Origin of the sequence: Actinoplanes sp. CA-131856, from assembly GCF_050956135.1 — a bacterium.
Lineage (GTDB): Bacteria > Actinomycetota > Actinomycetes > Mycobacteriales > Micromonosporaceae > Actinoplanes.
On record NZ_CP191849.1, the window covers coordinates 2,865,693 to 2,886,274 of the forward strand.

The window sequence follows — 20,582 nt, forward strand, 5'->3', positions numbered from 1 at the left end:
GTTGCCCGCCGAAGCATCGCCCGGAACCGGTTCTTACCGCTGCTCACACTTCCTCGGAAAGGCGTTTCGCCTGGTCAGTGGTAGGGCTGTCCGCCATTGCGGGTGGGGGACAGCCCTACCCGGCACGATCACCTACAGGATGTAGGTTTTGATCACCGCCGGATGGAGACACGACCAGCGGAAAACGATCCCACCGGAAGAGACGGCGCCATCCGATGACCTCAGCGCTCGGGTTCCTCGACCCGGAACACCTGATCTCCACCTTCGGGCTGCTCGGCATCCTGGCCCTCGTCTTCGCCGAGTCGGGTCTGCTGATCGGGTTCTTCCTGCCCGGCGACTCCCTGCTGTTCACGGCCGGTCTGCTGGTGGCCGGCGGGACGTACCTCAAACAGCCTTTGTGGCTTCTGTGCCTGCTGGTGTCGGTCGCGGCGGTGGCCGGTGACCAGTTCGGATACGTGTTCGGCCGCCGCTTCGGTCCGTCGCTGTTCCGGCGGCCGGACTCGCGGCTCTTCAAGCGGGAGAACCTGACGCGGGCCGGCGCCTTTTTCGGCAAGTACGGGGCCCGGTCAATCGTCCTGGCGCGGTTCGTTCCGATCGTGCGCACCTTCACGCCCATCGTGGCCGGCGCCGGCCACATGCGCTACCGCACCTTCCTGCTCTTCAACGTCATCGGCGGCACGCTGTGGGGATGCGGCGTGACGGTCCTCGGCTACTTCCTGGGCCAGGTCGCGTTCGTGAAGTCGAACATCGAGCTCATCCTCGTGGCGATCGTCGCCGTCTCGGTCATCCCGGTCGGCGCCGGGCTCCTGCGCGGCCGGCGGCGCGCCCGGTCCGGCCCCTGATCGGGCCCCGGACAGCAACCGGCGCAGAAGGGCCGCGTCGGACTCGTCCAGCGCTCCGACGAACTGCCGGAGAACCTTGGACCGGTCGGGGCGGCCGGTCAGCGCCGCGCTCATCCGCGCCGCGGCCGCGGTGGCGGCGTCCTGGGTCGGCCAGTAGGCGTGCCCGCGGCCCGAGCGGCGTCTCTGGACGGTTCCCTTGTCGTGCAACCGGGTGAGGATGGTCTGCACGGTGTTGTAGGCCAGACCGGCGCCGAGCGCCGCCTGAACCTCGGCCGCGGTCATCGCGCCGTCAGCGGCCCACAGCACGCCCATGGCCGCCGCCTCCAGGCTGCCGGGTGTCCGCCGCCCGTCCTTCGTCGTCACCGTCGCTCGACCTCCTGGCTCAGGATGTTAGAGCCACCTGGTCAGGTTGAGCATGTTGCCGTCGGGGTCGAGGACGTGGGCGACCCGCTGGCCCCACGGCATGTCGTTGGGCTGGGCGGGAACGGACCCGCCGGCCGACTCGACGAGGGGGAGCAGCGCGTCGACGTCGTCGACGTCGGCGCTGAGGATGACGCGGACCGGGGCGCCGATCTGCGTCTTCTCCTCATGCACGATGCCGAGTGCGGTCGCGCCGATCCGCAGCTCGACGTAGAACTCGGGGCCCTCCTCGGGCACTCGCAGGGTCTGTGCGGCGCCGAGCACCGTCTCGTAGAAGGCGCGCAGCCGGGGCAGGTCGGGTGTGCTGACGATGGGCTGGATAGAGGTCATGTGGGGTAGACCTGGCGAACGGCCGGAACTCATCGCGGTCCGGTGATGCCCTCCGGGCGGACGTGGATGATGTGGATGGGCTCGGTGGCCGGGCCCAGGCGGACGAAGTTGTGTTCCGACCAGTTCCAGTGCTCGCCGGTGATCAGGTCGTGCGCCACGAACGCGTCGGTCCAGTTCAGGCCCAGGTCGGGCATGCGCAGGTGGATCCACGTGTCGCGGGTGACGTCCGGTTCCAGGTTGGCCACCACCACGATCACGTCGTCGCGGTCGTAGACCCGTCGTGACTTCGAGAAGACCAGCACGTTGTCGTCGTCGGCGTCGTGCCAGCGCAGGTTCCGCAGGCGGTGCAGGGCCGGGTGGGCGCGGCGGATCTCGTTTATCAGTTTCAGGTACGGGGCGCCGTTGGGTGCGGACCAGTCGCGGTTCTTGTACTCGTACTTCTCGTTGTCGATCTGCTCCTCGGCCCCGGGTCGCGGGACGCGTTCCATCAGTTCGTAGCCGGCGTAGATGCCGTACGAGGGGGAGAGGGTCGCCGCCAGCGCCGCCCGCATCATCCACGCCTCCGGACCGCCGCGCTGCATGAACGGCGTGAGGATGTCGTGGGTGGTCGGCCAGAAGTTGGGCCTCATGTAGGCGGCGGCCGGGCCGGCCAGCTCGGTGCAGTACTCCTCGATCTCCGGCTTGGTGTGCCGCCAGGCGTAGTACGTGTACGACTGCTGGAAGCCCACCTTGGCCAGCGTGTGCATCATCGGCGGGCGGGTGAACGCCTCGGCCAGCCAGATGACGTCCGGGTCGGTGTCGGCGATCAGCCGCTCCCACAGCCACAGCGGCTTGGTGTGCGGGTTGTCGACCCGGAAGATCGTGACGCCGTGGTCGAGCCAGACGCGGACCACACGCAGGATCTCCTCGTACAGGCCCTCGGGGTCGTTGTCGAAGTTCAGCGGATAGATGTCCTGATATTTCTTCGGCGGGTTCTCGGCGTACGCGATGGAGCCGTCGGCCCGCGTGGTGAACCATTCGGGATGCTCGGCGACCCACGGGTGGTCGGGCGCGCAGTTCAGGGCCAGGTCGAGGGCGACCTCGAGGCCGAGCTCGCGGGCCCGCGCCACAAAAGCGTCGAAATCGTCGAAAGACCCGAGGTCCGGGTGTACGGCGTCATGCCCACCCTCCTCGGAACCGATGGCATAGGGCGAACCCGGATCTTCCGGCTCCGCGTGCAGCGAGTTGTTGCGCCCCTTGCGGTTGACCCGGCCGATCGGGTGGATCGGGGTCAGATAGACCACGTCGAAACCCATGTCGGCCACGGCGTCGAGACGCTGGGCGGCGGTGGCGAAGGTGCCGCTCACCCAGCGGCCGGTCTCCTCGTCGACGTGGGCGCCCTCGGAGCGGGGGAACAGCTCGTACCAGGCGCCGTAGAGGGCCCGGTCGCGCTCGACCAGCCAGGGCAGATCGGCCGACGGGCTGACGAAGTCCCGCAGGGGCCGGGCTTGCAGTTCATTCCGTACGGCTTCGGACACGCCCGCGCTCAGCCGCCCGGCCGGGGTGCGCGCGGTGTCCCGCAGCGCCGTCACCGCCTCGGCCAGCGGCGTGCACTGCTCCTTGGACCGGGGCACCTCGGCGATCGCCCGCTCGAGGACCCGCGCCCCTTCCTCGAGCATCAGCTCGACGTCGACACCCGCCTCGACCTTGATCACGGCGTCGTGGTGCCACGTGCCGTACGGATCGGACCAGCCCTCGACCCGGAAGGTCCACCGCCCGGCCCGGTCGGCGCTGACCGTGGCCGACCACGCGTCCAGCCCGGCGTTGACCCGCGTCATCGGCACGGCGTGCTCCTGCCCCTGGGGGTCGGTGAGCACGACGGTGGCGTTGACGGCGTCGTGTCCCTCCCGGAACACCGTGGCCGTGACCTCGAACTCCTCGCCGGTCACCGATTTGGCGGGCCGCGTGCCGTGCTCGACGACCGGCCCGACGCCGACCACCGGGATGCGCCCGATTGAGCTCGTCATACCGACCGACGCTAACGGACGCGGCGGCCTTCTGCCGGGTTCGTGCCACGTTATCGATCGTTCATGTTTGCCCCGGAGCCCATCGACCATCACCAAGGCCGCCGCCCTGACCAGCGGCGATTTCGACGGCGACGGCTACGACGACCTCGTCGTCGGCGTTCCCGCCGAGGCCGACGGCACGAACCGTACGGCGGCCGGCGGGCTCTCGATCCTTCCGGGCTCGGCCGGCGGCCTGAGCGTGGCCGGCATCCGCCACCTCAACCAGAGCAGCCCCGGCGTGCCCGAGACGGCCGAGGCCGGCGACGAGTTCGCGGGCGCCCTGGCCGCCGGTGACATCAACGGCGACGGCCGTGACGACCTGGCTGTGGGTCTGCCGGGCGAGCGCCTGGGCACGGTCGCCGACGCCGGCGGCGTCATCATGTTCCTGAGCGACGCCAACGGCGTCAGCACCGCCGGCGCCCGCTGGCTGGACCAGTCCGACCCGTACGTGCCGGGCAGCCCGACCGCGTTCGACCGCTTCGGCAGCGTGCTGGCCATCGGCCACTACAACCACGACGAGTACGGGGATCTCGCCGTCGGCAGCCCCGGCGAGAGCGGCGGCGGCTCGCTCAACCTCATCCTCGGCGTCGGGACCGGCCTCAACGTGATCGGTGTCTTCTCGGTCGGTGGCGGCGACTTCACCAAGGTGGCCCCGGGCGTGCAGCCGGTGCGGCTCGGCTTCGGTGGCCTGGCCATGGCCGACACCGACGGCGACGGCGCCGACGAGCTGTTCGCGGGAACGCCCGAGGCGGTGGTCGGCGGCAGGACCGGGGCCGGCATGGTCGCGGTCCTGCGGGGCAACAACGACGGCTTCTTCGTCACCGCGTCGTCGGTGCTGACCCGCGCCTCCGCGGAGGTGCCGGGCGACCCGGCGGCGGGCGACGCTTTCGGCGCGGCGGTGGCCGCCGGCGACATCACCGGCGATGGCTTCGGCGACCTGCTGGTCGGTGTGCCCGGCCAGGACGTGGTCGACGCTCCGACGGCCCCGCCCGGCACGGTCCGCGACGCGGGCGTGGTCAGTCCGTTCCGCGGTTCGGCGTCCGGCCTGGTCTCGCGCGGCGCCGACATCTCGCAGGGCTACGAGTACGTCGACGGCGTCTCGCAGGCGGGTGACCGCTTCGGTCACGACCTGCGGGTGCTGAACCTCGACGGCCGCGAGGGCCTGGACGCCGTCGTCTCGGCGCCGGGCGAGCGCGGCGCCACCCAGGGCGACACCGCGGGCACGATCTACGAGTGCCTCGGCGGCGACCCCAACTTCATGTACGGCACGGCGAGCACCTCCGGCGACGAGGTGGCGCAGCCTGGCTTCAACACCAACATCTACGGCTACGTCCTCTGACCGCCCGAGTGGGGCCGGTCGCCGCACGTTCACTTGGCATCGATATCTTTCGCTGCATGAGACGTCTCGCGGCCGCCGGCCTCCTCGTCCTCGCCCTCCTGGCCGCGCCCGCGCCGGCGTTCGCGGCCGACGCGTCGTACCGCACGCTCGGCGCGGCCAGCAACCCCGACTGGATGGCGCCGCTGCCCGACGCGACCAGCCTGGCCGCGCTCTCCGTGCCCGGGACGCACGAGACCATGTCGATCCACGGCGGCATCCTCACGCAGACGCAGGAGAACTACGGCGACAGCGGTGGCACGCTGGCCCGGCAGCTCACCGCCGGGATCCGGATGATCGACATCCGGGCCCGGGTCAACACCGGCAACACCTTCACCATCCACCACGGCGCGGTCTATCAGAACGCCAACTTCGACGACGTCCTGACGACGCTGGGCGCCTTCCTCGCCGCCCATCCGCGCGAGTCCGTCGTCATGCGGCTCAAGCAGGAGTGCACCGGCGAGCTCGGCTCCTGCACCGACGTGGCCGGGCAGCGCGGCTTCGCCGACATCCTCGACGCGTACGTCTCCCGCAATCCGCTTCTTTTCTGGACGCCCTCGGTGAGCCGGTCGGCCGGAGCGGCGACACCCACCCTCGGCCAGATCCGCGGCCGCGTCGTGCTGGCCGTGGTGAACGGCCCGCGCGGCGGCCCGGTCGAGCGCTACGGCCTGGCCCAGTTCGCCGGCTGGGACGACGGCTCCTCCACCTACGTTCAGGACGAGTACACCGTGCCCAACGTCGGCGCCATCGCCACCAAACGCGACCAGGTGCGCCGCTTCCTCGACGCCACCCGCGCCGCCGACCCGTCCCTCATGTACGTCAACTTCACCAGCGGCTCCAGCCTGTTCGCGCAGCCGCAGCAGGTGGCCGGGGGAGCGTTCGGCGTGCAGGGCGTCAACCCGTTCCTGCTGAACTACCTCAACCAGACCGCGGCCGCCCGCACGGGCATGCTGCTGTTCGACTTCCCCGGCAGCGGCCTGATCGACAAGGTGGTCGCCCTCAACCGCGGGTGAGCTTCTCGGACACTTCCCAGACCCGCCGGGCCTCGTCCGCGCTTCGCAACGGCGAGTAGAGGGGCTGCTCGGCGGGTGGTCCCGACAAATGCTGGAAGCCGCTGGGGCCGTACAACAAACCGCCCTTGGCCGTTGGCGAAGTGGCGGCGTGGAGGGCGGGCAGGGCGGCGCTCTCGGGCGTGCCGAACAGGATGCCGCGGCGGCCCAGGGCCCGGATCAGCCGCCCGCCCATGGTCGGTCGCGGCCGGCCGACCTCGGGCCGCGCCTGAAGCAGGTTGGTGGCGGCGACGCCCGGATGCGCGAGGTTGCTGGTGATGCCCCAGTCGCCGGCTCGGCTGCGCCGGTCGAGCTCGAGACCGAAAAGACCAAAGGCGATCTTCGATTGACGGTACGCCCGCATGCCGTCGTACGCGTTCTCCCAGTTCAGGTCGTCCCAGTTGAGGGCGCCCGACGCCGCGGCCACGCTGATCTGCGAGGTGATCCGGGCCCGCCCGGCCCGCAGCAGCGGCAGCAGGTGGGTGACCAGGGCGACGTGCCCCAGATGGTTGGTGCCGAACTGGAGCTCGAACCCGTCGGCCGTGACCTGCCGCTCGGGCGGCGTCATCACCCCGGCGTTGTTGATCAGCAGGTGGATCGGGCGGCCCTCGCCGGTCAGCTCGGCGCCCAGCGCCGCCACCGACTTCAGCGACGACAGGTCGAGTTCCCGCAGGGACAGCACGGCCCCCGGATGCTGCTGCCTGATGCGCGCGATCGCCGCCTCGCCCTTGCGCGCGTTCCGCACCGGCAGGACGACCTCGGCCCCGGCCGCCGCGAGACGGGTGGCCAGGCTCAGGCCGACGCCGTCGCTGGCGCCGGTCACCAGGGCGAGTTTTCCGGTCAGGTCGGGTACGGCCATGTCGTGACTCCCTGTCACTCGACGTCGTGGTGATGTCGAGGTTGCCGGGGCGCCACGCGCTTATCCACGGCCTGACGATCCCAGGCTGGGCCCGCCCGGCGGCGGTAGAACTGAAGGCGTGATCGATCGAGCCGGGCTAGCCGAGTTCCTCCGCCGCCGCCGGGAGTCGCTGCAGCCGCAGGACGTGGGCCTGCCCCGCGGCCAGCGCCGCCGCACGGCCGGCCTGCGCCGCGAAGAGGTCGCCGTCCTGTGCCACATCTCCACCGACTACTACAGCCGCCTCGAACGTGAGCGGGGCCCGCATCCGTCCGAGCAGATGATCGCCTCGATCGCCCAGGGCCTGCATCTCTCCCTGGACGAACGCGACCACCTGTTCCGGCTGGCCGGCCACCGGCCGCCCACCCGGGGACCGGCCAGCGAGCACATCAGCCCCGGCCTGCTGCGGATCCTCGACCGGCTGTCGGACACCCCGGCCGAGGTGGTCACCGAGCTCGGCGAGACCCTGCGCCAGACCCCGATGGGTGTGGCCCTGACCGGCGACACGACCCGCTACAAGGGGCCGGCCCGCAGCATCGGCTACCGCTGGTTCACCGACCCGGGCTTCCGCCGCCGCTACCACCCGGACGACCATGAGCTGCACTCCCGCGTCTTCGCCTCGGGCCTGCGCCGGATCGTCACTCTGCGCGGCCCCGGCTCGTACGCGGCTCGTCTTCAGTCCCTGCTTCTTCAGACCAGCGAGGAGTTCCGCACGGTCTGGAACGAGCACGAGATCGGCGTCGGCTACCACCACACCAAGCGCTTCGTGCATCCCGAGGTCGGCCACCTGGAGGTGACCTGCCAGTCCCTGCTCGACCCCGACCAGTCCCACGCCCTGCTGGTCTACACCGCAGTCCCTGGCACGGAGAGCTACGAGAAACTCCAGCTGCTGTCGGTGATCAGCGCGTAGACCGGGCTCGCGCCGACGTGGGTGGGGCCGTTACCGTCGAGCCGGGGGAGGACGTGGCGGCCAGTCGGGTGGAGCGGACAGCGTCGGGCGCCGGCATGATGCGGGCGCTGGAAGCGCACGCCCGCCCGCCGCTGTTCGACGATCCCCTTGCCGGGCGCTTCCTGAGCGGATGGCCGGCCGTCGTCGCGCGGCACCGCGTGCTGCGCAACGCCTTCCTGCGCCTGTTGGAGCACTTCGGACCCGGCTTCTACGGCGCCGTCGTGTGCCGCACCCGGGTCATCGACGACGCGTGCCGGGAAGCGCTCGCGAGCGGCATCGAGCAGGTGGTGATCCTCGGCGCGGGCATGGACACCCGGCCCTACCGGATGGCCGGGATGACTCAGGTGTGGGAGCTCGACCTGCCGGCCGTGCAGGAGGCGAAGAAGGCCGTGGTCCGGCGGCGGCTGGGCGGGCTGCCCTCGCACGTCCGGTACGCCCCGATCGACCTGGCCGGCCGGCGTCCCGGCGGGGTGGCCGACTTCGATCCCGGACGGCCGGTCCTGCTGCTCTGCGAGGCGGTCACCATGTACCTGCCGCCACCGGCGGTCGAGCCGCTTCTCGCGTACGCCGGGAGCCTGCCGCCGGGCAGCCGCTTCGTGATGACGTACATGCCGAGGGCCGTCGCCGAGGATCCCCGGAACGCCGCCTGGGCCCGGCGCCTGCGGTGGCGGAGCGCCTTTGCCCCGGACGAGCTCGCCCGTCACCTGGCCGGCCATGGCCTGCGCGTCGTGGCCGACCTGGGCGCCGAGGAATATCAGGAGCGGCTGCTGCGGCCGGTCGGGCGGTCCCTGACGGTGTTCGGGGGAGAGCGGGTCGCGGTGATGGTTCACGGCTCGTAACGGGCGACGATCGCGGCGGCCCGGTCGTGCAGGGCGGCGCGCAATGCGGGCGGGGACAGGGCCTCGGCGTCGGGGCCGAGCTGCCACAGCGCCCACACGGCGTGGCGCAGGTCCTGGAAGGTGACCTCGAGCAGCGGGGGCTCCTCGGCGCGGACCGCCACCGCGGCGCTCAGCAGCTCCTCGCGCCGGGCCGGGTCGACCCGGGCCCGCACGACGATGTGGCCGGTGGACAGGAACCGGGCGCGGCGCTCCCGCCAGATCTGGTCGAGATCGGCCAGGGGCGGGCGCCGCGCCGGCTCGGGCAGTTCCTCGGCCGCGAGCACCCGCGACAGCCGGTAGGTGCGGTCGGTGCCCGCTCGGGTGGCCAGCAGATAGGCCCGGCCGCGCACGGTGACCAGGCCGACCGGGTCGACGGTGCGCCACCGCGGCTCCTGCCCGGTGGCCGCGTAGTGCAGGCGCAGCCGATGCCCGTCGAGGACCGCGCGCCGCACCGCGGCCATCGTCGCGCCGGGCACCTCCTCGACGGTGGCGCGCCGGGAGAGCAGGTCGGTCTCCGGCTCGACGAGCAGCCGCCGGGCCGCGTCGCTCGCGGTGGCCCGATGGCTCTCGGGCAGGGCGTCGACCACTTTGCGCACGGCCGAGGCCAGCGCCGGCCCGAGGCCGAACGCCGGACCGCCGGTCAGCAGGGCCACGGCGTCGTCGTGGCTGAGCCCGGTGAGCTCGGTCCGGAACCCGGGCAGGAGGGCGAACCCGCCGCGCCGCCCCCGTTCGGCGTAGACCGGCACCCCGGCCGCCGACAGCGCCTCGATGTCGCGCAGCACGGTGCGTGTGGACACCTCCAGCTCGCGGGCCAGGCTCTCCGCGGTCATCCGGCCGCGCTGCCGCAGCAGAAGCACGAGCGAGACCAGTCGATCGGCACGCATGCGCCGACCCTAGCGAAATACACGACAGGGGATGTCGTGATTTGTTGGCAGGGTGGGCGCATGACAGTCAAGCGAACGGCCATCAATCCCGTGAACTGGTCCTTATCCCTCGGCTTCGACCAGGGCGAGCTCGTCGAGGGGCACACCCGCACCCTGTACTGCTCCGGGCAGACCGCGATGGACGCGGACGGCAAGCCCCGGCACGAGGGTGACATGGGCGCCCAGCTCGCGATGAGCCTGGACAATCTGGAGGCCGTCCTCGGCGGGGCCGGCATGTCGTTCGGTGACGTGGTGCGGCTCAACGTCTACACGACCGACGTCGACCTGCTGTTCCCGCACTACGGCGTGCTGACGGCACGGCTCGGCGGTGCGACGGCCACGACGATGCTCGGGGTGGCTCGGCTGGCCGTCCCGGGGCAGATGGTCGAGCTGGAGGCCACCGCGGTGGCCTGATCACCGGGTGGTGGAGGCGCGGACGACGAGGCGGCACGGCTCGCGGACGACGCCGTGGGCGGGATGGCCGTCCAGGGCGGCGAACAGCAGGCGTACGGCCGTCTCGCCCAGCTCTTGAAGCTTCAGGTCCACAGTGGTGAGCGGGGGACGGCAGTCGGCGGCGAACTCGGTCCAGTTGTCGTAGCCGACCACGGCCACGTCGTCGGGGATGTGGCGGCCCCGCTCGGTCAGGGCCTGGGCCACGCCGGCCGCGATCTGGTCGTTGCCGCAGAAGACGGCGTCGGTCTCGGGGTTTTCGGTCAGCAGCCGGTGGGCCGCGTGCCGGCCCCAGCGCTGGGACCACTCGCCGTAGCGGGGGATGTCGCCGGCCAGCGGGAGGCCGTTCTCGGCGAGGACGGCCCGCAGGCCGGCGGCCCGGGCGCGCGCGGCCCGGTAACGGCGCGGGCCGGTGATGTGGGCGATGCGGCGGCGGCCCAGCCCGATCAGGTGCTCGGCCGCCAACCGGGCCCCTCCGCCGTCGTCGGCGATGACCGAGACGTCGTCGGGATGACCGGATTCGCCGTACGCGTAGACGACCGGCACCGGCAGGTCGCGCGGCAGGGACGGGCGCACGTCGTTGTCGTCGCCGACCACGATGAGGCCGTCCACCTGACGGGCCAGCAGGGTGCTCACGTAGTGCCGCCGCCGGGCGTCGTCTCCCCGCGCGTCGCACAGCAACACCGACATGCGCTCGCCGGCCAGCGCGTTCTCCGCGCCCAGCAGGATCGGGATGGAGAAGCGCCCGCCCAGCTCGTCGGTGAGCAGCCCGATCGCCCTGGTCCGGCCCGGCGCCCGGAACGACAGCTCGGCCGCCGCGGCCAGGACCCGCTGCCTGGTCGCCTCGGCGACCTGGGCCCGGGAATTGAGGGCCTTCGACGCGGTGGCTATCGAACACCCGGCTCGGCGGGCCACGTCGGCCAGGGTCACCGTTTCCGATCGTCGCCGCCCCATGCGCTGCCTTTCGGTCGCCGTCAGCTGTGATTGCGGCGACGCTACCAGCAGGATCGCGCCTTTTGGAGTAACACAGTGGACATCTTGCCGAAAACGTTTTCGTAAGGGAGTCTCACTTCATCGTGGGACAGCGGCATAGACACATCTGGATCTATGGGAGGTTCCGTGAGACTCGTGCGAACGCTGATCGCCGCCCTGGTGGCGGTCGTCATGATCCCGGCCGGGGCGGCCGTGGCGGCCCCCGCGACGTGGAGCCCGCCGGCCAACCTGGTCACCGGTCTCAACCAGGTCTGGCAGCACCAGGAGCAGACCTACAACAACGGCAACCTGTACGCGTTCCGCAACTACGGCTGGGACCAGGTCATGGCCAACCGCGGTTACATCAACTACTGCGTACGGTGGGACTCCTCCGCCACCGTGACCGCCGCCCAGCGCGATCAGGTCCACGCCGCCCTCGCCCGGCAGCACAAGAAGTGGATGGACGAGCTCACCGGGCACAACGCCTGGCCGTACGCCGAAGTGCCGGTCCGGGTCGTCGGCTGGGCCGTCCGTAACCGCTCGCAGCTGCAGTGGACGGATTCGTCGGTCGACATCTACGTCAACGACATCCGGGAGAACGCCCCGCAGTGCTCGGTGCCGTGCGGCCGCTTCTTCAACCAGAGCGGCAACTATCCGAACTGCCCCGGCGGCTACGCCCGCCACTACGACCAGTCGCTGTGGCTGACCGACGGCTTCGGCGGCGGCGCGGGCGGCGACTGGGGTCAGCGCATCGGCCGTGAGTACTTCATGGGCAACCTCACCGCGGCCAACATCCACATCCTGCTGCACGAGATCGGCCACACGTGGGGCCTTGACGACTTCTACGACTGGAGCCCCACCGGTGTCGGCGGCTTCCTCATGAAGGCGGGCAGCGCCGCGCAGATCACCGAGTTCGACGCCTGGATGTTCCGGGACTGGTGGCGGCATCTCAAGAGCCGCTACGGCTATTAGAAAAGGAGGCCCATGTACGCCAGAAGATGGGCCGCCGCGCTGTGTGGGGTGATCACGGCGGTCGCCGCCGTGGCCACCCCGGTGCGGGCGGCCAATCCCGTCATCACGAGCATCTACACCGCCGATCCGGCGCCGCTCGTGGTCGGCAACACCCTCTATGTGTACGCCGGTCGCGACGAGGCGCCGGCCGGGACGAACAACTTCGTGATGCGCGAGTGGCACGTGCTCACCTCCACCGACGCGCAGAACTTCACCGACCAGGGCGCCAAGGCGAGCATCGGGACGTTCCCATGGGCGGGCGCCGACGCCTGGGCCGGCGAGGTCGAGCCGCGTAACGGCAAGTACTACTGGTACACCTCGGTGAACGGCAACGGCGCGGGCTGGATGAACATCGGCGTCGCGGTCGGTGACAGCCCGCTCGGCCCGTTCACCGACGCCAAGGGCGGCCCGCTGATCAGCGACAGCACCCCGAACTCGTCCGGGCTGAACATCGATCCCACGGTCTTCGTGGACGACGACGGCCAGGCCTACATGTACTGGGGCGGCTACTGGGCGCCCCGCGCGGTCAAGCTGGCCGCCAACATGATCGACACGGTCGGCTCGGTCGTCACGCCGCAGGGGCTCACCAATTACTGGGAAGCCCCGTGGATGTTCAAACGCAACGGCCTTTATTACATGATGTACGCCGCCAACGACACCAACGGCTGCGTGACGAACTCGAACTACGCGTGCCAGCGGTACGCCACGGCGACGAACCCGATGGGCCCCTGGACGCATCGCGGCATCGTGCTGGGACAGGTCTCGTCGACCACGAACCACGCCGGAATCGCGGAGCTGAACGGGCAGTCGTATCTCGTCTACCACACGGCCGACGCGCCCGGCGGCGGCAATTTCCGGCGCTCGGTGGCGATCGACAAGCTCAATTTCAACGCTGACGGCACCATTCAGCGGGTTATTCCCACCAGAGGCACATCGGCCACGGTCACCACGTCGTACGTCTCGCCCTGGGAGAGTCTGAGCGCGGTGAACAACGGTGGCACTCCCGCCAATTCGGCCGACCGCTCCAACCTCGCCTACGGGAACTGGCCCCAACAGGGCACGCAATGGGTCGAGTACACCTGGCCGGCCGCCCAGTCGATCAACCGCAGCTCGGTCTACTGGTTCGACGACAACCAGGGCATCGATCTGCCCGCCTCGTGCCAGCTCCAGTACTGGAACGGCAGCGCCTACGTCGCGGTGCCGGGCGCGTGTGGCGTCGCCGGTAATACCGAGAACCAAATGGCGTTCAGCACGATCAGCACGACCCGGCTCCGGCTGAGCTTCACGTCCCGCATCGGCTATTCCACAGGCATTCTCGAGTGGAAGGCGTTCCAGTCATGATGCGCCGTCTCACGGCCTACGCCATGGGCCTCGTACTTGTCTCGACGTGTCTGGCGACCCCGGCGCAAGCCGCACAGACCATCGGCTATCCCACCTTCGGCGGAACCGCGTCGATTCCCGCCCCGCCCGTGGGCTATTCGACCGGCGACACCATGCGGGCCATCTACGACGCCGAGGCCTCCGGCACCGATTTCTGGATGGACCGGCTGCTCGCCCGCACCGGCAACGACCCGGCCGGCACCTGGCTGATGAGCCGTGGCCGGGCGGCTTTCATGTACACCCACAACCCCTCGGTGATCGGTTTCGGCGGCAACGCGGCCTATTGGGACAACATCAGCAGCCAGAACGCGTACGCCATCACGGCGTCGCCCGGCACTTTCACCGAGCAGCCGGCCCAGCGCCGGCAGACGCCGAGCCATTGGCGCAGCGTGCACACCGGAAGCGGCGCGGTCCGGCTCGACGTCACCAAATTCATCACGGCCAACAATGTGCTGGTGACCAACGTGGCCGTGGTCAACACCGGAACCGCCTCGGCGACCGTGAATCTGAACGCGACCTCGCCCTACGCGACCACGGTCAGCGGCACCGAGCTGACCGGCACCCGGGCCGTGAAGAACAACCTCACCACCCTCTACCCGCGGTTCTCGGGTGACGGTTTCACCGCCTCCGGCGGGGCGCTGACCAGGTCGGTCACGGTCGCGGCGGGCCAGACGGTGACGGTGAAGGTGCAGCTCGGCTTCGTCGCCACCGAGATTCCCCAGTCCCGGACGGAATACGACGCGTACCGGGCCCGGACGGCGGCCGACGCCTTCGGCACCCACGTGCGCGAGTACAACAAATGGTGGGCCGACAACGTCCCGTACATCGACGTGCCCGACGCCGCCATCAAGAAGAACATCTACTACCGCTGGTGGCTGATGCGCTTCAACCACCTCGACGCCGACATCCCCGGTCAGGACTTCCAGTTCCCGCAGTCCATCGAGGGCGTCACCGGATATAACAACGCGATCGCGCTGACCCAGCCGATGCACATCGACGACCTGAAGTACCTGCGCGGCGCCGAGTATTCGTACGGGCCGTATCTGGCCGTCGGCCAGTACTCGGCCAACGGCCGCTTCGTCGACAACCCCGGCGATCCGGAGAACTGGTCGAACTCCTACACCCAGTACATCGCCGAGGCCGCCTGGCGCGCCTATCAGATCCACGGCGGGCAGCCGGCCATGCTGCGCAACTTCGCCCGCTACGCCGAGGGCGACGCCAAGGGCCAGCTCGCCACCTACGACACCAACAACAACGGCGTCATCGAGTACGACTGGGGCGCGATGACCGGAAACGACGCCGACGCCGTGTCCTTCCATTGGCGGGCCGGCAACCTCGACCGGGCCGAGACCGCGTATGTGTGGACCGCCGCCAATGCCGCCCGTCAGGCGTACGCGCTGCTCGGGAACACCGCGAAGGCCACCGAGATGCAGACCCTGGCCGACCGCATCCAGAACGGCGTCGTCGGCACGCTCTGGAACCCGTCGCGTCAACTGCTCGAGCACAAGCACGTCGCGACCAACACCCATGTGCCCTGGAAGGAAATCAACAACTATTACCCGTACGCCGTGGGCCTGATGCCGAACACCGCGCAGTACCGCGAAGCGCTGCGCCTGTTCGCCGATCCGGCCGAATATCCCGTTTTCCCGTTCTACACGGCGAACCAGAAGGACAAGGCGGCCTCGGCCACCGGCAGCAACAACTTCTCGACCATCAACTCGACAGTGCAGTTCCGGCTGTACTCGTCGGTGCTGCGCAACTATCCGAACTCGTGGATGACCGCCGAGGACTACAAGAAACTGCTCTACTGGAACGCCTGGGCGCAATACATCGGCGGCAACACCGCCTATCCCGACGCCAACGAGTTCTGGGCCGACTGGAACGGCAGCGCCATCACCTATCGGTCGTGGATCCACCACAACATCCTCGGCAGCAGCAACTGGACGATCATCGAGGACGTGGCCGGGCTGCGGCCGCGCAACGACGCCCAGATCGAGGTCTCGCCGATAAACATCGGCTGGTCGCACTTCGCGGTCAACAACCTGCGCTACCGCAACGCCGACCTGTCGATCGTCTGGGACGACCCGGCCGACGGCATCACCCGCTATCCCGGTGTGCCGCAGGGCTATTCGCTCTATCTGAACGGCACCCGGGTCGCCACGGTCAACCAGCTCACCTCGTTCGTCTACAACCCGGCGACCGGCGCGGTCAGCGTCCCGGCCACCTACAGCGCGGCCTTCCCGTCGCTGCAGGCGCCGCAGAACGTGGTGCAGAACGGCTCCCGCGTGGTGGACATCTTCGCCAAGGCCGGCGTCGACCTGACCTCCACCACGGCCAACCTGGCCGCCGGGGCCACGGCTTCGGCGTCGTATACGACGTCGGGCACCAGCGCGGCGGCCGCGATCGACGACCTGCCGACCAACTCGCCGCTCTGGGGCAGTTACGGCAGCACCAACGCCACCGACTGGTACGAGGTCAACTTCGGCACGGCCCGGACGGTCGACGAGGCGCGGCTCTACTTCCGCCACGACCGGGCCACCAACCGCTACCGCCCGCCCACGTCCTACACGGTCCAGTACTTCAACGGCACGGCCTGGGTCGCCGCGGCCTCCCAGGTGAAGTCGCCCGGCGCTCCCCAGGCCAACTACAACAAGGTCAATTTCACCCCGGTGAGTACGTCTCGTCTGCGCGTGGTCTTCACCCAGCCCTCCGGCACGGCGAAGACGGGCCTGACCGAGCTGAAGCTGTACCAGCGCGGTGTCGTCGTGCCGCCGTCGGGCAACCTGGCCACGGCGGCCACGGCCACCGCCTCGTACACCTCGTCCTGGGAGAGCGTCGCCGCCGTGAACGACGGCATCGACCCGCCGTCGTCGAACGACACGGTGAACCCGCGCTGGGGCACCTGGCCCAACCAGGGTGAGCAGTGGGCCGAGCTGACCTGGCCGTCGGCGCAGACGTTGCGCTCGGCCCAGGTCTACTTCTTCGACGACGGCCAGGGCATCGACCTGCCCGCGTCGTGGAAACTCCAGTACTGGACCGGAGGCGCCTACGCCGACGTTCCCGCATCCAGCGGCTACCCGGTCGCGGCCAACCAGTACAACACCGTCACCTTCGGCCAGATCAACACGACGCGCTTGCGGGTCGCCCTGACCAGCGGCACGGCCTCGATCGGCCTCCTGGAGGTGAAGGCCTTCAGCTGAGCGGCCCCACACCACCACGGCCCGGCGGCGAGGGCGGCCGGGCCGTGGCGGTCTGCTCGGCCTTCGACCATCCGCGTCCTGGGTAAGATAGGTTGGAAAGAGGTGTGCCGGGAAGCCTGGTCGGCGAGGTCATCGCCGTGCCCGTTTCCCGAAGGAGTTCCCGTGACCGCACCACCGTCCCGCCCACACCGCCACCTGTTCGGCCGGGGCAGTTGGCCCGAGGTCAGCCGCATCGGCGACGTGCTGCGCACCGAGACCGTCGGCGGGGCACTGCTGCTGGGCGCCGCGGTCCTGGCCCTGGTCTGGGCGAACTCGCCGTGGTCGTCGGGATATCAGAGCCTGATCGCGGTCAAGGTCGGCCCGCACGCTCTTCATCTCGATCTCACGTTGGCGCAGTGGGCCTCGGACGGGCTGCTCGCGATCTTCTTCTTCGTGGCCGGGCTCGAGCTGAAACGCGAGTTCGTCGCCGGTGACCTGCGTGACCCGCGGCGCGCGCTGCTGCCGGTCGTCGCGGCGGTCGGTGGCATGGCCGTGCCCGCGTTGATCTACACGGCGATCAACGCGACGGCCTCGGGTGGCGCGCTGTCCGGATGGGCCGTGCCGACCGCCACCGACATCGCCTTCGCCCTGGCCGTGCTGGCGGTCATCTCCACGCATCTGCCGGCCGCGCTGCGGACCTTCCTGCTCACCCTCGCGGTGGTCGACGACCTCCTCGCCATCCTGGTCATCGCGGTGTTCTACACCAGTTCCCTGCATCTGCTGCCGCTGGCCGCCGCGGTGGTGCCGCTGGGGCTGTTCGCGGTGCTGGTGCAGCGTCGGGTCCGGTCCTGGTGGCTGCTGCTGCCGCTGGCCGCGGTGACGTGGGCGCTGGTGCACGCTTCCGGTGTCCACGCTACGGTCGCCGGGGTGCTGCTCGGCTTCATGGTTCCGGTGATCCGCCGTAGCCCCGGCGAGGGGCCCGGACTGGCCGAGCACTTCGAGCATCGCTGGCGGCCGTTGTCGGCCGGCTTCGCGGTGCCGGTCTTCGCGTTCTTCGCCGCCGGCGTGTCGGTGGCCGGGGCGGGTGGGCTCGCAGAGACGCTGCGCGATCCGGTCACGATCGGCATCGTGCTGGGTCTGGTGGTCGGCAAATGCGCCGGGGTGCTCGGATCCACGTGGCTGGTGCAACGGTTCACCCGAGCCACCCTGGGCGACGGTGTGAGTTGGTGGGACGTCTTCGGTCTGGCGCTGCTGGCGGGGGTCGGTTTCACGGTGTCGCTGCTGATCGGCGAGCTCGCGTTCGGCGCCGGCAGTGAGAAGGACGAGCACGCCCGCATCGGCATTCTGGCCGGGTCGCTGATCTCGGCTCTGCTGGCCATGGTGGTGCTGCGGATCCGCAATCGTCACTACCGGCAGTTGTGCGCGGCCGAGGCACGTGACACCGACGCCGACGGCATCCCCGACTTCTGGGACCCCGACACCGCCAAACGGTGACGCTCGCCGGGCCCGCCCGCGCATTCCATTCGTCGGACTTTATGGGCCGTTTATGACGCATCTTTTCGGCTTATTTGCCGGGCCGTCGCCGTCGAATCATCGACAGAAGAGTGAAGCGCTTGACCGGATCTTCGCGGCCGACGTATCAAGAGGGGCGGCAGCGAAAAGGGGGAATGGTCATGCGCTCAACCGCACGTAAATGGATGATACCTGTCATCGCTCCCGTCCTCGTGGTCGCGCTCGGTGTTCCGGCGGAGGCCGAGCCCCGGGCGGTGCCGGGGGCGGCGGTGATCGAATGGAATGGCATTGCCGGAACGGCCGCGATGGGGGCCTGTCTGGCTCCTACGAACAATCCGCTTCACGAATCGCGGATGTACGCGATGGTCCACATCGCCATTCATGACGCGCTGAACGCCATCGACCTTCGGTCGCGTCCCTATGCGTTCCATGGTCGTGTGCCGGGCGCGTCGCCCACGGCTGCCGTGGCCGCCGCGGCGCGTGGGGTGCTCGTGCCGCTTCTGCGGGAGCTTCCGGCGCCGTTCGCCGACTGCGTCGTCACGGGCAAGGTCGTTCAGGAAGTGGAGGCGAAGTACGCCGCCGCCCTGCGCGCCGTTCCGGACGGCTCGGCCAAGACGCGCGGGGTCGCGGCCGGAAGCGCCGCCGCCGCGAAGATCCGGACCGTGCGGGCCGGCGACGGCTCGGACACCAACCTGTTCGACACGGCCTATCCGCAGGGCACCCGGCCCGGCGAATACCGGTTCACCCCCGGCTCCGACTTCGCGTTCGCGCCCGGCTGGGCCGCTGTCACGCCGTTCGCTGTGCGCAAGGCCGCCCAGTTCCGTCCCGGGCCGCCGTACGCGGTGGCCTCGAAGGCGTACGCCAAGGACTTCGCCGAGGTCAAGCGGCTCGGCGGGGACGGCGTCACCACGCCCAGCGCCCGTACCGCCGACCAGACCCAGATCGCCCGGTTCTGGGTGGAGAGCTCCCCGCTCATGTGGAACCGGATCGCGCGGCAGATCGCCGAGGGCAAGGGCCTGGACCTGTGGCAGAACGCCCGCCTGTTCGGCCTGCTCAACATGGCGCTCGCCGACGGATATGTCACCACCTTCGACACCAAGTACAAGGCGTACAACTTCTGGCGCCCGGTCACCGCGATCCGTGCCGCGGCCACCGACGGCAACCCGGCCACCTCGGCCGATCCCACCTGGGCGCCGCTCGTGGTCACCCCGCCGATCCCCGACTACGACTCCGGGCACAGCGTCGAGGGCGGCGCGGCCGCGCAGGTGCTGCAGCGCTTCTTCGGCACCGACCGGGTCCGGTTCACCTCGTGCAGCTACACGCTGCCGTCCGGGCAGACGTGCGCCGACCCGTCGCCGGTGTTGCGGCGGTTCACGTCGTTCAGCCAGGCCGAGGCCGAGAACGGCACCTCGCGGATCCTCGTCGGCTTCCACTTCCGCAAGGCGGTGCGTGAGGGGATCGCGCACGGAGCCGAGGTCGGTGACTGGACGGTGAACAGGTACCTCCAGCGCCTTCCCCGAGGTCACTAGGAAGTCATAGGCTTCGATCAAAGACGGGAGGGGTCATGAGGCTTCTGGTCAGGTTCGCGGTGGTACTGCTCGTCGTGGCCGGGTTCGCCAGCCCGGCGGCGGCGTCGGGCGGTCATTCCCGGTTCAGCGCGCTGGTCTTCTCCAAGACGGCGGCGTTCCGGCACGACTCGATTCCGGCCGGGGTGGCCGCGATCAAGCAGTTGGGGGTGCGCAACCACTTCCGGGTCGACGCCACCGAGGACGCGGCCGCGTTCACCGACCGCAACCTGGCCCGCTACGACGTCGTGGTGTGGCTGAGCACCACCGGCGACGTGCTGAACGACGCCCAGCAGGCCGCCTTCGAGCGCTACATCCGGCACGGGGGCGGTTACGCGGGCATTCACGCCGCCTCCGACACCGAATACGACTGGGCGTGGTACGGCGGCCTGGTCGGCGCCTACTTCCGCGACCACCCGGGCGGCGTCAACGAGCAGTTCCAGACCGCCACCCTGCACGTGCACGGCAAGGACACGGCGGCCACCAAGCCCCTGCCGCGCCGCTGGGTGCGCGAGGAGGAGTGGTACAACTTCCGGACCAACCCGCGCGACACCGTACGGGTCCTGACCGAGGTCGACGAGCGCACGTACGACCCGCGCGGCTACAGCGAGCCCGAGGGCTCACCCGGCATGGGCCGGCACCACCCCATCTCGTGGTGCCAGCCGTACGACGGCGGCCGCGCCTTCTACACCGCCATGGGCCACAAGGCCGAGTACTACAGCGACCCGCTCCTGCTGGCCCACATCCTCGGCGGCCTCAAGATGGCGGCCGGCGTGGCCCGCTTCAACTGCGGGCACGAGGACTGAT

At 70.1% G+C, this 20,582-nt stretch carries 17 protein-coding genes and 1 pseudogene; 12 read left to right on the plus strand and 6 right to left on the minus strand.

Features of this window, described 5'->3' with window-relative positions; genetic code table 11:
- Positions 1-215: 215 nt before the first annotated feature.
- Entirely contained in the window at positions 216-842 is a 627-nt protein-coding gene (locus ACQP2X_RS13645) for a VTT domain-containing protein (RefSeq protein WP_498696893.1), read from the plus strand.
- A 69-nt stretch (positions 843-911) separates the two neighbouring features.
- On the opposite strand, the pseudogene ACQP2X_RS13650 reads toward ACQP2X_RS13645, so the two are convergent.
- From ACQP2X_RS13650 to ACQP2X_RS13660, 3 genes and pseudogenes are all read right to left on the minus strand, one after another.
- A pseudogene (locus ACQP2X_RS13650) lies at positions 912-1,154 on the minus strand (BlaI/MecI/CopY family transcriptional regulator); the annotation flags it as partial.
- A gap of 78 nt (positions 1,155-1,232) precedes the next feature.
- Complete coding sequence (locus ACQP2X_RS13655) at positions 1,233-1,592, minus strand: VOC family protein (protein ID WP_498696895.1); 360 nt, start codon at positions 1,590-1,592, stop codon at positions 1,233-1,235.
- Between the two features lie 29 nt (positions 1,593-1,621).
- Positions 1,622-3,598: an alpha-1,4-glucan--maltose-1-phosphate maltosyltransferase gene (locus ACQP2X_RS13660; protein WP_498696897.1), complete on the minus strand. Its 1,977-nt coding sequence runs from the start codon at positions 3,596-3,598 to the stop codon at positions 1,622-1,624.
- Positions 3,599-3,665: 67 nt separating this feature from the next.
- Here ACQP2X_RS13660 and ACQP2X_RS13665 point away from each other — a divergent pair, with 67 nt between their 5' ends.
- Positions 3,666-4,976 carry a hypothetical protein gene (locus tag ACQP2X_RS13665; RefSeq protein ID WP_498696900.1) on the plus strand — a complete coding sequence of 437 codons (1,311 nt, stop codon included), beginning with the start codon at positions 3,666-3,668 and terminating at the stop codon, positions 4,974-4,976.
- A 56-nt stretch (positions 4,977-5,032) separates the two neighbouring features.
- Positions 5,033-6,025 carry a phosphatidylinositol-specific phospholipase C gene (locus tag ACQP2X_RS13670; protein WP_498696901.1) on the plus strand — a complete coding sequence of 331 codons (993 nt, stop codon included), beginning with the start codon at positions 5,033-5,035 and terminating at the stop codon, positions 6,023-6,025.
- Here the strand turns inward: ACQP2X_RS13670 and ACQP2X_RS13675 are convergent.
- Entirely contained in the window at positions 6,012-6,920 is a 909-nt protein-coding gene (locus tag ACQP2X_RS13675) for an SDR family oxidoreductase (RefSeq protein ID WP_498696903.1), read from the minus strand. The two genes, ACQP2X_RS13670 and ACQP2X_RS13675, sit on opposite strands and share 14 nt — an antisense overlap.
- Positions 6,921-7,038: 118 nt before the next feature.
- On the opposite strand from ACQP2X_RS13675, the gene ACQP2X_RS13680 reads away from it, so the two are divergent.
- Both ACQP2X_RS13680 and ACQP2X_RS13685 read left to right on the plus strand, forming a co-directional pair.
- On the plus strand, positions 7,039-7,866 hold the full coding sequence (locus ACQP2X_RS13680) for a helix-turn-helix transcriptional regulator (RefSeq protein ID WP_498696905.1): 828 nt from the start codon (positions 7,039-7,041) through the stop codon (positions 7,864-7,866).
- A gap of 53 nt (positions 7,867-7,919) precedes the next feature.
- Complete coding sequence (locus ACQP2X_RS13685) at positions 7,920-8,744, plus strand: class I SAM-dependent methyltransferase (protein WP_498696908.1); 825 nt, start codon at positions 7,920-7,922, stop codon at positions 8,742-8,744.
- On the opposite strand, the gene ACQP2X_RS13690 is transcribed toward ACQP2X_RS13685, so the two are convergent.
- Positions 8,732-9,667 (minus strand): helix-turn-helix transcriptional regulator, encoded by a 936-nt coding sequence (locus ACQP2X_RS13690; RefSeq protein ID WP_498696909.1) that lies wholly within the window; start codon positions 9,665-9,667, stop codon positions 8,732-8,734. The two genes, ACQP2X_RS13685 and ACQP2X_RS13690, sit on opposite strands and share 13 nt — an antisense overlap.
- A 60-nt stretch (positions 9,668-9,727) precedes the next feature.
- Between ACQP2X_RS13690 and ACQP2X_RS13695 the strand changes: the two genes are divergently transcribed.
- Complete coding sequence (locus ACQP2X_RS13695) at positions 9,728-10,120, plus strand: RidA family protein (RefSeq protein ID WP_498696911.1); 393 nt, start codon at positions 9,728-9,730, stop codon at positions 10,118-10,120.
- Here the strand turns inward: ACQP2X_RS13695 and ACQP2X_RS13700 are convergent, their stop codons facing one another.
- Positions 10,121-11,110, minus strand: a complete 990-nt coding sequence (locus ACQP2X_RS13700) for a LacI family DNA-binding transcriptional regulator (RefSeq protein WP_498696912.1) — start codon at positions 11,108-11,110, stop codon at positions 10,121-10,123.
- Positions 11,111-11,275: 165 nt separating this feature from the next.
- On the opposite strand from ACQP2X_RS13700, the gene ACQP2X_RS13705 reads away from it, so the two are divergent.
- From ACQP2X_RS13705 to ACQP2X_RS13730, 6 genes are all read left to right on the plus strand, one after another.
- Positions 11,276-12,100, plus strand: a complete 825-nt coding sequence (locus ACQP2X_RS13705) for a hypothetical protein (RefSeq protein WP_498696914.1) — start codon at positions 11,276-11,278, stop codon at positions 12,098-12,100.
- 12 nt (positions 12,101-12,112) lie between these two features.
- A complete protein-coding gene (locus tag ACQP2X_RS13710; RefSeq protein WP_498696915.1) occupies positions 12,113-13,480 on the plus strand; it encodes a family 43 glycosylhydrolase in 1,368 nt (455 codons plus the stop codon).
- Positions 13,477-16,719: a discoidin domain-containing protein gene (locus ACQP2X_RS13715; RefSeq protein ID WP_498696917.1), complete on the plus strand. Its 3,243-nt coding sequence runs from the start codon at positions 13,477-13,479 to the stop codon at positions 16,717-16,719. The genes ACQP2X_RS13710 and ACQP2X_RS13715 overlap by 4 nt, the downstream gene beginning before the upstream one ends.
- A gap of 162 nt (positions 16,720-16,881) precedes the next feature.
- Positions 16,882-18,192 (plus strand): Na+/H+ antiporter NhaA, encoded by a 1,311-nt coding sequence (gene nhaA, locus ACQP2X_RS13720; protein WP_498696918.1) that lies wholly within the window; start codon positions 16,882-16,884, stop codon positions 18,190-18,192.
- Between the two features lie 371 nt (positions 18,193-18,563).
- Positions 18,564-19,739 (plus strand): vanadium-dependent haloperoxidase, encoded by a 1,176-nt coding sequence (locus tag ACQP2X_RS13725; RefSeq protein WP_498696919.1) that lies wholly within the window; start codon positions 18,564-18,566, stop codon positions 19,737-19,739.
- A gap of 35 nt (positions 19,740-19,774) precedes the next feature.
- Positions 19,775-20,581, plus strand: coding sequence for a ThuA domain-containing protein (locus ACQP2X_RS13730; RefSeq protein ID WP_498696921.1), 807 nt, complete (start codon positions 19,775-19,777; stop codon positions 20,579-20,581).
- The last annotated feature ends 1 nt before the right edge of the window (position 20,582 follow it).

What these genes read in the sequence shown, in the direction of transcription:
- ACQP2X_RS13645 (WP_498696893.1), top strand. Translation starts at nt 216, where the DNA reads ATGACCTCAGCGCTCGGGTTCCTCGACCCGGAACACCTGATCTCCACC.
- ACQP2X_RS13655 (WP_498696895.1), bottom strand. Translation starts at nt 1,592, where the DNA reads ATGACCTCTATCCAGCCCATCGTCAGCACACCCGACCTGCCCCGGCTG.
- ACQP2X_RS13660 (WP_498696897.1), bottom strand. Translation starts at nt 3,598, where the DNA reads ATGACGAGCTCAATCGGGCGCATCCCGGTGGTCGGCGTCGGGCCGGTC.
- ACQP2X_RS13670 (WP_498696901.1), top strand. Translation starts at nt 5,033, where the DNA reads ATGAGACGTCTCGCGGCCGCCGGCCTCCTCGTCCTCGCCCTCCTGGCC.
- ACQP2X_RS13675 (WP_498696903.1), bottom strand. Translation starts at nt 6,920, where the DNA reads ATGGCCGTACCCGACCTGACCGGAAAACTCGCCCTGGTGACCGGCGCC.
- ACQP2X_RS13690 (WP_498696909.1), bottom strand. Translation starts at nt 9,667, where the DNA reads ATGCGTGCCGATCGACTGGTCTCGCTCGTGCTTCTGCTGCGGCAGCGC.
- ACQP2X_RS13695 (WP_498696911.1), top strand. Translation starts at nt 9,728, where the DNA reads ATGACAGTCAAGCGAACGGCCATCAATCCCGTGAACTGGTCCTTATCC.
- ACQP2X_RS13700 (WP_498696912.1), bottom strand. Translation starts at nt 11,110, where the DNA reads ATGGGGCGGCGACGATCGGAAACGGTGACCCTGGCCGACGTGGCCCGC.
- ACQP2X_RS13710 (WP_498696915.1), top strand. Translation starts at nt 12,113, where the DNA reads ATGTACGCCAGAAGATGGGCCGCCGCGCTGTGTGGGGTGATCACGGCG.
- ACQP2X_RS13715 (WP_498696917.1), top strand. Translation starts at nt 13,477, where the DNA reads ATGATGCGCCGTCTCACGGCCTACGCCATGGGCCTCGTACTTGTCTCG.
- ACQP2X_RS13725 (WP_498696919.1), top strand. Translation starts at nt 18,564, where the DNA reads ATGTACGCGATGGTCCACATCGCCATTCATGACGCGCTGAACGCCATC.
- ACQP2X_RS13730 (WP_498696921.1), top strand. Translation starts at nt 19,775, where the DNA reads ATGAGGCTTCTGGTCAGGTTCGCGGTGGTACTGCTCGTCGTGGCCGGG.